Source organism: Mesorhizobium sp. WSM4833 (genome assembly GCF_055811095.1).
Genome location: NZ_JBVVQG010000013.1, coordinates 147,796 through 155,982, shown reverse-complemented (window position 1 = coordinate 155,982; position 8,187 = coordinate 147,796). Strand labels below are relative to the sequence as shown.

Sequence of the window (8,187 nt, the reverse complement as noted above, 5' to 3'; positions counted from 1 at the left end):
GCCGGTGCGGAAGCATCGATCGTTGCCGGCAAGATCCTTGAGAACAAGGGCGCGACCTTCGGCTACAACGCCCAGACCGGCGACTATGGCGACATGATCGCCATGGGTATCGTCGATCCGGTCAAGGTTGTCCGCACCGCTCTCCAGGACGCGGCCTCGGTCGCCGGCCTGCTCGTCACCACCGAAGCCATGATCGCGGAGGCTCCGAAGAAGGAGTCGGCTGGCGGCGGCATGCCTGGCGGCATGGGCGGCGGCGGCATGGGCGGCATGGGCGGCATGGATTTCTAATCCAGCCCTATCAGCCTTCAGATACGGAAAGGGCGGCAGAGATGCCGCCCTTTTCGTTTACGCGGACCTCGATCACCGCGCCTCCGTCGGTTCTCAGACGGCGGCATCCGCGCGTTGCTTTACCTCGCCAGCAAGCACCGCGGCTTCGATCAACGCCGCCACCTCATCGGCCACGGCCTGTACCGGGGCGCGGTCGCTTGTGGCGCGGGCGATCACCATCAGCCCTTCCAGCGACGATTCGACCAGCAGCGCCAATGCATGCGCGCGGCGCGCGGGCACCCCTGCCCTAACGAAGGCGTCCCGCAGCAGGCCTATCCACTGTTCGAAGGCCGAGCGGCACAACTCCGCCAGTTCCGGCACGTCGGTGGGCGAGTCCAGCACGACAGGCGCGATCGGACAGCCGAGTGAAAACTGGTTGTCTTCCAGCATGCGCCCCACCGACTGGTAGATATGATGGACGGCTACCGCCGGATCCTTTTCGGCGGCCAGCGCTTCGCCCAGCCTCTCCGTCACGTCGGCAACGCTGGCGCGCGTCACCTCGATGACCAATTGGTCCTTGCCGCCGGGAAAATGAAAATACAGCGAGCCCCGCGGTGCGCCGCTGGCGCTCAATATGTCGTTGAGCGAGGTGCCGTGATAGCCGCGCTGCCTGAGCAGCAGCCCAGTCGTCTCGAGTATGCGGGTGCGAGTGTCGTTGGCCATGTCAACCTCTGTCAGGAGAGATCATTATAGGCCTTGCGCAAAATATGACAATCGGTCTACATAATATGTAGATCAGTCTATATATTTGGGGTTCGAAATGCGCAGCTATCGCCTTAAAGGGACCGGCGGAATCGAAAGCCTGGTGCTGCGGGACGAGGCGCGACCGGAGCCGGGAGCGCACGAGATCGTGGTGCGCATTCGCGCCACCTCGCTCAACCGGCGCGACACGATGATCCTCAACGGCACCTATCCGCTGACGCCGCGCCAGGGCATCGTGCCGCTGAGCGACGGGGCTGGTGAGGTTGTCGCCGTCGGCGCTGCCGTCACCCGCTTTGCCGTCGGCGACCGTGTCACCGGCAGCTATTTCGCGCGCTGGATCGACGGCCGCATCCATGCCGGGCTCGTCGACCAGCTCGGCTGCACGCTGGACGGCATGCTGGCGGAATATGCGGTTCTCGACGAACAATGGGCGGTGCGGCTGCCCGATCATCTCGACTGGCAAGAGGCCGCAACGCTGACCTGCGCCGGCCTGACCGCCTGGAATGCGGTGACGGGCGCCGGAATTCCGAAGCCCGGCCAATGGGTTCTGGTCATCGGCTCGGGCGGCGTCTCGCTCTTTGCATTGCAGTTCGCCAAGCTGCTCGGCTGCCATGTCGCCGCCGTCACCTCGCGCGGCGAGAAAGCCGACAGGCTGCGGGCGCTGGGCGCCGACCTGGTGATTTCGACACCGGATATGCCGCAATGGGGCGCGGCCGTCCGCGACCAGACCGGCGGCATCGATCTCGTCGTCGAGACCGGTGGCCCGGCGACCTTCGCCCAGTCGCTGATCGCCAGCACGCTTTACGGGCACATCGTGCTCTTGACGCTGCAGGATGCGAAAGGCGGATCGATCCAGCTGCCGGCGGCACTCTACCAGCGCAGCCTCGCCACCATCAGCCGCCTGTTCGTCGGCAACCGCACCAATCTCGAAGCCATGCTGCGCGCCGTCTCGCAGCATCGCCTGCGGCCCGTCATCGACAAGGTCTTCGCCTTCACCGAGGCCAGCGATGCCTATCGCTATTTCCAGCAGGGCGACGTCTTCGGGAAGGTGATCATCGACGGCGCCTGACCCATCGAGTCCTCAAACCCAAGGGAGAACGACCATGACAATTCGTGAAGCCTCGGCCAAATGGCAAGGGACGTTGAAGGAAGGTTCGGGCCGGTTGCGGCTCGGCAGCGGCGTCTTCGAAGGCGCCTATTCCTTCCCGTCGCGTTTCGAGAACGGTCCGGGCACCAACCCGGAAGAACTGATCGCCGCGGCGCATGCAGGCTGCTTCTCGATGGCGCTGAGCGCCATACTGGGCAACGCCAATCATGTCCCGACAAGCATCAGCACCGTCGCCAAGGTGCATCTTGGCGCAACCGCTGCCGGTCCGACGATCACCCGCATCGAACTCGAAACCGAGGCAGAGGTCGCGGGACTTGCCGAAGATGAATTCGAGCGCCTTGCACAGTCCGCCAAGGCGGGCTGCCTCGTCTCGCGGGCCCTTGGCGGCGTGTCTCAGATCACCCTCAAGGCAACGCTCGTCGAAGCCACCAAAGGTCAATGAAGCCAGGAGAAAGAAGATGACACAGGAGCTTGTCATGGACGCAAACGCGTACGGTCTGTCCCAGCAGACAGCCGAGATCATGCGGCGCTACAACGACGTATTCCAGCGCCATGATCCTTCGGCACTCGCCGAGCTGGTGGCCGACGATTGCGTGATCGAGAACACCGTGCCGGCGCCGGACGGCGCCCGCCATGCCGGCAAGGAAGCGTGCGTCGCGCTTTGGACGGCGATCGCGACCCAGGCCGGCACGCGCTTCGATATCGAGGAAACCTTCGTTGCCGGTGACCGGGCAACGATCCGCTGGCGCTAATTCATGACCGACGGCAATTCGCTGCGCGGCGTCAACCTCATGCGTGTGGCCGATGGGCGGATCGTCGAAGCGATGGGTTATGTGAAGGGGTAGCGCGCCCCGAGCAATGCCCCGAAAGCGCATAACCGCTTTTCGCCCGGAATAGCGCAACAAAGGAGAGCGGATCAGCGAGACTGAACCGCTCCCCGCTACCGATCGGCCAGCGCCAGCTTTGCGCCGAGCATGACGAAAGCGCCGGCGAAGGTCCGGCGCATCCAGGTCAACACCATTGGCCGCGAGACGACATGGCTGCGGATCGAGGCTGCGAAGATGCCGTAGCCGACGAAAACCACGAAGGTCAAAAGCATGAAGACGGAACTCAGTTCCAGCATTTTCGACAGCGCATTGGGCTCGGTGGTGCTGACGAACTGCGGCAGGAAGGCGAAGAAGAAGATCGACAGTTTCGGATTGAGCACGTTGACGAGGATACCGGTGGCAATCACCTTGCCGGCCGAGCGCGGCGTCACATCCTGCTCGACGCTGAGGCCGCCCTTTTCCTTCAGCGTGTTCCAGGCCATGTAGAGCAGGTAGGCGACGCCGAGATATTTCAGCGTCTCGAAGGCGAGCGCACTGGTGTGCAGCAGCGCCGCCAGGCCAGTGATGGCGGTGGCCATGTGCGGGATGATGCCGAGCGTGCAGCCGAAGGCGGCGATGACGCTGGCCCGCGCACCGCGCGAGAGGCCGGCGCTCAGCGTGTAGAGAACGCCGGTGCCGGGCGAAGCCACGACAATCAGGGACGTCAACAGAAATTCGATGCTCACGATGGTTCCTCCGGCACCCTACCCGGCCAGGAAGGTACCGGGCTGCGGGTCGGCGCACAAGCGGAGGCGACGGGAGATTGGCTACACCGGTAATCCGAGCGCCTGGCGTGCCATCAGACACTCCTCGTCGCCGGGCATGCAGGCGCGACAGACGTCCGGCCGCACGTCGTAGATGCCGCAAGCGGTCGACTTGCCGATCTCGCCGGACAGCGCCGAGCAGCGCACGCCCTCGCAACGCATGCCTGACAGGTCGGATGCGACATATTTTTCCGGGATACGGTCGAGCTGTGCGTCATCTTCGGTGGAAAAGCGCGGCCACTCGGCCGAATAGGAACAGCAGGCACCGCAGCTTTGGCAATCGAAGGTGCCCTGTTGCGACGACAAAACGCTTGCGGCGGCCACCAGGGCGGACAGCCCTGGCGCGGCGGGGTTGTGATCTGCGTCTTGCGGCAAGGCGCTATTTCTTCTTGGCCGTCTTGCCCTTCGGCGAATCCGCCGGCGACTTGAACAGGTCGGTCGCCGCCTCGGTGGCATCGCCAGCTTTCGGCGCGGCAACCGGCTTGGCCGGTTTTGCCGCGGCACCCGAGGCTGCCGGCTGATCCTTGGAGGAGAATTTTATGGCCATGTCAGTCCTCGTCGGCGAAGCGCGATGATGGGGCGCGCGGATTGCGCAGGCGGCCGATCAGCGCCGAAACGGCCGTGATGTTCATTTCCTCGGGCGACCAGTTTTTCACCGCCTCGATGTGATGGGCTGCCAGCTCGCGATGCGTGCTGCCGCTGTAGGCGGCGTCCTGATACGTCACCCGCTCATGGGTCTTGGCGTCTTCGCGGACATACTCGATCAGGTAGTTCGGGCATTCGGCGCGGCCGCGCACGCCGACGCGAACCTGGGCATCACCGTGGGCACGCTTGCAGCGCTCGAGCTTTTCCAGCACACGCCGGACGAATTCGACCGGCTTGTCGAGGCCTTCGACCATATCGGCAATGGTTGCGTCGGCGGCGATCGGTGTTGGCGGTACGCGTTTGGTGGCCATCAGCGTCGTCCGGCCCGCTTCGGCAAAGCGGCTAGCGCGGCGGCGGCGGCCATCTCGTCGGCCTCCTTCTCCAGGCGCAATTCGCGCAGACGCGCGGTCTTGGCTTCGCGTGCCTCGCTGACGGCGTCGCGCTCGGAATTGATGCGGTTGAGCGACATCGACTGGGTTTGCGTCTTGCTGAACAGGGACACGGCCTGATCGACGGTTGTCTTTGAACTGGTGGTCAAATCTTTCTCCTGTCAGGAGCCTGTGCCGATGGAGCGAGACCGGGTCTTCGGTCAGGATCACGCACAAAGCAATACGCGCGGCGAATTCAAATTGCTGGAGCGTCCCTTAGCACGTCCAGGCCGGCGCGCAGCGCACTTTCGGCGGCAAGGCGCGGAAAATGAAAAAGGCCAGGCACCGCCTGACCTTCCATGAGAGCGTCGCGCAACCAGATGACATCCAAAAGGATGCACCGCACGGGAACGCCCTGCTTATGCACACGATATGCCGTGGAAACTCAGGTCTCCGCGGCCATGCGCCCGAATTCGCCACTCACCGGTGCCAGTACATCCGTGGTCACCGGGAGAGCAGAATTCGTTTTTCAGGCCGCCTTCAACTGGTCGGCGGACATCTTGCCCGACTTGTTGTCGCGGACCATCTCGTAGCCGAGCTTCTGGCCCTCGACGATGTCACGCATGCCGGCGCGCTCTACGGCCGAGATGTGGACAAAAACGTCGGCCGAGCCGTCGTCAGGCTGAATAAAACCAAAACCTTTGGTGGCGTTGAACCATTTAACTGTGCCGGTGCTCATGACGAACCCTTTCCATGGCAAATATTCGTTCGACGCCATGCGGATGCACAACGTCGTTTGTCCCGATTTTTGATGTGGGAAGTTCGTCAAAGGCGCGCTCGAAAGCGCGGATAACAAAAGTCAGTCAAACAAATATCGACGATTTGCTTATAGGCTTCTTTTGGCGCGCTGTCAAATTCGCATAAAACCACAGATGCGGATTTCTCCCCAAAACACCAGGGCAAACCAGCTGGCATGACGGCAAACCGGGCGCCAAACAGCGCGCTCGCGCCAAGTTGAAAAAATTTCTGGCATCCAGGAACCATCCGCGCAAAGGCGCATTTATGCCTTGTCGTCAGCAGTTCGTGAGAGCAATCGAAAGAACGGTTGATGGCAAAGACGCCCCCCGCACGATAAAAGGTGCGAGGGGCGTTTTCGTTGGATCCGGCTATTCGTCCGGGCCGGGTTCCGGCCACCTCTCCTTGGCCGCCTCGGCATACCAGTGCCGCATCGCCGGCGTTGCCAGCACGGCGTCGACATAGGCGCGCGTATCCGGCGCCAGCGTGCCGCCATAGGTGTCGAAACGGGTGACGACAGGAGCATACATGGCGTCGGCCGCGGTGAAATGGCCAAACAGGAACGGGCCGCCCCTGCCGTATTTTTCCCGGCACTCGCGCCACAGCGCCTCGATGCGGGCGCGCTGCGCCTCGCCGTCGGCGTCGAGCGGCTTGTGGCCCTTCGGCCGGCGCAAATTCATCGGCCAGCCATAGCGGACCTCGCGAAAGCCGGAATGCATCTCGCTCGCGGCCGAACGCGCCAGCGCGCGGGCGTCGATATCGGCCGGCCAGAGCTTTCTCTCGGGAAACAGGTCGGCGAGATATTCAAGGATAGCAAGGGTTTCCCAGACGATCTTGCCATTGTGATTCAGCACCGGCACCTGACCGGTCGGCGACACTTTCGCCAGATTGGCAAAGGTTTCAGGTGTGCGCAGCCGCACGAAACCTTCCTCGAACGGGATCTCCAGATGCCTCATCGCCAGCCATGGCCGCAGCGACCATGAGGAGAAACACTTGTTGCCGATGTAGAGCGTGAATTCAGCCATTTTTCTCCCCGCATGCACGGCCATCCAAATTCCATGGTCGACGCGTGTTCGCAGCCTAGCCCACCAGCCTTGCCCCAGGGCGGCGGCCGCGCGACCTGATCTGCCGTCCGGGCGACGCCTGGAACCTAACCGACGCCGGCTCGTTAGCTACCCGCAAATGAATTCCTCCGAATTCAGAACCCCAGGAGATGCGCAAAAAATGGTGAACAAGGATCAGGTTGCGGGCGTGGCCAAGCAGGTCAAGGGCTCGGTCAAGGAAGCCGCGGGCAAGGCGACCGGCAACAGGCAGACTCAGGCCGAAGGCACGGGCGACCGGACCGCCGGTAAGGTGCAGAAAGCCTATGGCGACGTCAAGGACAAGGTCAAGAAGGCGCTCTGATCCGACATAGACAAACGCGCTTTGTCGAGGGAAAGGCGGTCGCGAAGGCCGCCTTTTTCAGGTGCTCCAACCCTTGCTGAAAGCATTGGTGAAGACGACCTCGCCGTGATCGCCGGCCGCCTCGCCCAACACCACGTCCATGCCGTCGCTGGTCACCCTGGTCAGCGCGAAACCGCCCATATAGGCAGCCTTCGGCTTGAACAGGTCGATCCCGTCCCTGCGATAGATCAGCGGCGTTTCGTGCTGGTGGCCATGGAAAATGCCGACGACATTATAGCCCTTCAGCGCCACCAGCAACGCCTGCCGGTCGGCCTCGCTCCACCAATGCGGCGCACCACTGCCGTCATCGTCGAAGTGCCGCTTGGCGGCATCCCAACGTTCCACCGAGAAAGTGTCCCAGCCATAGTGCTGGAACAGGATGACCGGACGGCCGTCCGCCGCATAGGTCGCCAGATCCTGCTTCAGCCATGGCAGGCTGCTCTCGGCGCCGTGGCCGGTATCGCCGGCGAAACGATGCGTCTGGATCAGATGCAGGCCGCCCCAGTCCCAGGAGTAACAGTCGGTGTCGACATCATAGTCGGTGGCCGGCACCGGCGGCTTGAAGAACACGCCGGCGCGATGGTTGACCTCGACATAGTCGCGCAGTTCGCGCCGATACCAGTCGACATGGTGCGGCGGGCCGTTCTGGTCGAGATCATGGTTGCCGAGCCCGATATAAACCGGCATGTGCACGCGATCCGGACCGACGCCCTGGCTGTAGCGCTGGCTGAACTGGAGCAGTTGGGTGCCCTCACTCGGCTGCGTGATCTGGCCGCCGCCATCGTCGGTGATGTCTCCGCCGACGACAAGGCCGAGCGGCGCGCCTATCCTGCCGGCCGAACGCAGGCCGGTGGCGACGCCATTGATCTCAGTTGGCCAGTCCTTGTCGCCAAGCGCATTCAGCACCGCCACGTTGCGCAGCAGCGCGGCGTCGGTCTTGCCTTCCTGCAGGCAGTTGGGGCTCAAGCCGCTCGCCATGCGGCAGGCATGGACATCGGCGATGAACAGGAAAGTGGCGTCGATCGACTGGACGCGTTGCCCGGTCTGGCCGAAGGCCGGGCGCGACAAGGCGCCGGCCGCGGCAAATCCCGCAGCCTGCGCCAGGAAGTTGCGTCGGGAAAGCGATGCAGTCGAACGGCGATTCATCATACGCTGATTCAGCATGGACA

13 protein-coding genes and 1 pseudogene are annotated in these 8,187 nt (G+C 63.3%); 5 read left to right on the top strand and 9 right to left on the bottom strand.

Going from position 1 to position 8,187, the window contains the following annotated elements:
* The coding region (locus tag AC0L2D_RS24625) for a TCP-1/cpn60 chaperonin family protein (protein ID WP_473542791.1) at nucleotides 1-288 on the top strand (288 nt) is incomplete at its 5' end.
* A 93-nt stretch (nucleotides 289-381) separates the two neighbouring features.
* On the opposite strand, the gene AC0L2D_RS24620 is transcribed toward AC0L2D_RS24625, so the two are convergent.
* A complete protein-coding gene (locus AC0L2D_RS24620) occupies nucleotides 382-990 on the bottom strand; it encodes a TetR/AcrR family transcriptional regulator (RefSeq protein WP_473542789.1) in 609 nt (202 codons plus the stop codon).
* Between the two features lie 97 nt (nucleotides 991-1,087).
* Between AC0L2D_RS24620 and AC0L2D_RS24615 the strand changes: the two genes are divergently transcribed.
* The 3 genes and pseudogenes from AC0L2D_RS24615 to AC0L2D_RS24605 all read left to right on the top strand — a co-directional run bounded on the left by AC0L2D_RS24615 (nucleotide 1,088) and on the right by AC0L2D_RS24605 (nucleotide 2,982).
* Complete coding sequence (locus AC0L2D_RS24615; RefSeq protein ID WP_473542788.1) at nucleotides 1,088-2,098, top strand: zinc-dependent alcohol dehydrogenase family protein; 1,011 nt, start codon at nucleotides 1,088-1,090, stop codon at nucleotides 2,096-2,098.
* 34 nt (nucleotides 2,099-2,132) lie between these two features.
* Nucleotides 2,133-2,579 (top strand): OsmC family protein, encoded by a 447-nt coding sequence (locus AC0L2D_RS24610; protein ID WP_224620303.1) that lies wholly within the window; start codon nucleotides 2,133-2,135, stop codon nucleotides 2,577-2,579.
* Between the two features lie 16 nt (nucleotides 2,580-2,595).
* Nucleotides 2,596-2,982: pseudogene (locus AC0L2D_RS24605) on the top strand (nuclear transport factor 2 family protein).
* 95 nt (nucleotides 2,983-3,077) lie between these two features.
* Here the strand turns inward: AC0L2D_RS24605 and AC0L2D_RS24600 are convergent.
* From AC0L2D_RS24600 to AC0L2D_RS24570, 7 genes are all read right to left on the bottom strand, one after another.
* Nucleotides 3,078-3,689 carry a LysE family translocator gene (locus AC0L2D_RS24600; protein ID WP_473542785.1) on the bottom strand — a complete coding sequence of 204 codons (612 nt, stop codon included), beginning with the start codon at nucleotides 3,687-3,689 and terminating at the stop codon, nucleotides 3,078-3,080.
* An 81-nt stretch (nucleotides 3,690-3,770) separates the two neighbouring features.
* Nucleotides 3,771-4,091 carry a YkgJ family cysteine cluster protein gene (locus AC0L2D_RS24595; RefSeq protein WP_032809400.1) on the bottom strand — a complete coding sequence of 107 codons (321 nt, stop codon included), beginning with the start codon at nucleotides 4,089-4,091 and terminating at the stop codon, nucleotides 3,771-3,773.
* 55 nt (nucleotides 4,092-4,146) lie between these two features.
* Nucleotides 4,147-4,314 (bottom strand): hypothetical protein, encoded by a 168-nt coding sequence (locus AC0L2D_RS24590; protein ID WP_013532397.1) that lies wholly within the window; start codon nucleotides 4,312-4,314, stop codon nucleotides 4,147-4,149.
* A gap of 1 nt (nucleotide 4,315) precedes the next feature.
* A complete protein-coding gene (locus AC0L2D_RS24585) occupies nucleotides 4,316-4,723 on the bottom strand; it encodes a hypothetical protein (protein ID WP_013532398.1) in 408 nt (135 codons plus the stop codon).
* Complete coding sequence (locus tag AC0L2D_RS24580; RefSeq protein WP_013532399.1) at nucleotides 4,723-4,950, bottom strand: hypothetical protein; 228 nt, start codon at nucleotides 4,948-4,950, stop codon at nucleotides 4,723-4,725. The genes AC0L2D_RS24585 and AC0L2D_RS24580 overlap by 1 nt, the downstream gene beginning before the upstream one ends.
* Before the next feature lie 359 nt (nucleotides 4,951-5,309).
* Nucleotides 5,310-5,519, bottom strand: coding sequence for a cold-shock protein (locus AC0L2D_RS24575; RefSeq protein ID WP_010915421.1), 210 nt, complete (start codon nucleotides 5,517-5,519; stop codon nucleotides 5,310-5,312).
* Nucleotides 5,520-5,946: 427 nt separating this feature from the next.
* Nucleotides 5,947-6,600, bottom strand: coding sequence for a glutathione S-transferase family protein (locus AC0L2D_RS24570; protein WP_473542783.1), 654 nt, complete (start codon nucleotides 6,598-6,600; stop codon nucleotides 5,947-5,949).
* A gap of 199 nt (nucleotides 6,601-6,799) precedes the next feature.
* Between AC0L2D_RS24570 and AC0L2D_RS24565 the strand changes: the two genes are divergently transcribed.
* Nucleotides 6,800-6,979 (top strand): CsbD family protein, encoded by a 180-nt coding sequence (locus tag AC0L2D_RS24565; protein ID WP_024505721.1) that lies wholly within the window; start codon nucleotides 6,800-6,802, stop codon nucleotides 6,977-6,979.
* A 57-nt stretch (nucleotides 6,980-7,036) separates the two neighbouring features.
* Here AC0L2D_RS24565 and AC0L2D_RS24560 read toward each other — a convergent pair whose 3' ends face one another.
* Nucleotides 7,037-8,167 carry a metallophosphoesterase gene (locus tag AC0L2D_RS24560; RefSeq protein WP_473542801.1) on the bottom strand — a complete coding sequence of 377 codons (1,131 nt, stop codon included), beginning with the start codon at nucleotides 8,165-8,167 and terminating at the stop codon, nucleotides 7,037-7,039.
* Nucleotides 8,168-8,187 lie beyond the last annotated feature (20 nt).

Bases quoted from the DNA above. Each gene is read 5' to 3' on its own strand.
- AC0L2D_RS24620 (WP_473542789.1), bottom strand. From the start codon at position 990: ATGGCCAACGACACTCGCACCCGCATACTCGAGACGACTGGGCTGCTG.
- AC0L2D_RS24610 (WP_224620303.1), top strand. From the start codon at position 2,133: ATGACAATTCGTGAAGCCTCGGCCAAATGGCAAGGGACGTTGAAGGAA.
- AC0L2D_RS24565 (WP_024505721.1), top strand. From the start codon at position 6,800: ATGGTGAACAAGGATCAGGTTGCGGGCGTGGCCAAGCAGGTCAAGGGC.
- AC0L2D_RS24585 (WP_013532398.1), bottom strand. From the start codon at position 4,723: ATGGCCACCAAACGCGTACCGCCAACACCGATCGCCGCCGACGCAACC.
- AC0L2D_RS24615 (WP_473542788.1), top strand. From the start codon at position 1,088: ATGCGCAGCTATCGCCTTAAAGGGACCGGCGGAATCGAAAGCCTGGTG.
- AC0L2D_RS24570 (WP_473542783.1), bottom strand. From the start codon at position 6,600: ATGGCTGAATTCACGCTCTACATCGGCAACAAGTGTTTCTCCTCATGG.
- AC0L2D_RS24590 (WP_013532397.1), bottom strand. From the start codon at position 4,314: ATGGCCATAAAATTCTCCTCCAAGGATCAGCCGGCAGCCTCGGGTGCC.
- AC0L2D_RS24575 (WP_010915421.1), bottom strand. From the start codon at position 5,519: ATGAGCACCGGCACAGTTAAATGGTTCAACGCCACCAAAGGTTTTGGT.
- AC0L2D_RS24560 (WP_473542801.1), bottom strand. From the start codon at position 8,167: ATGATGAATCGCCGTTCGACTGCATCGCTTTCCCGACGCAACTTCCTG.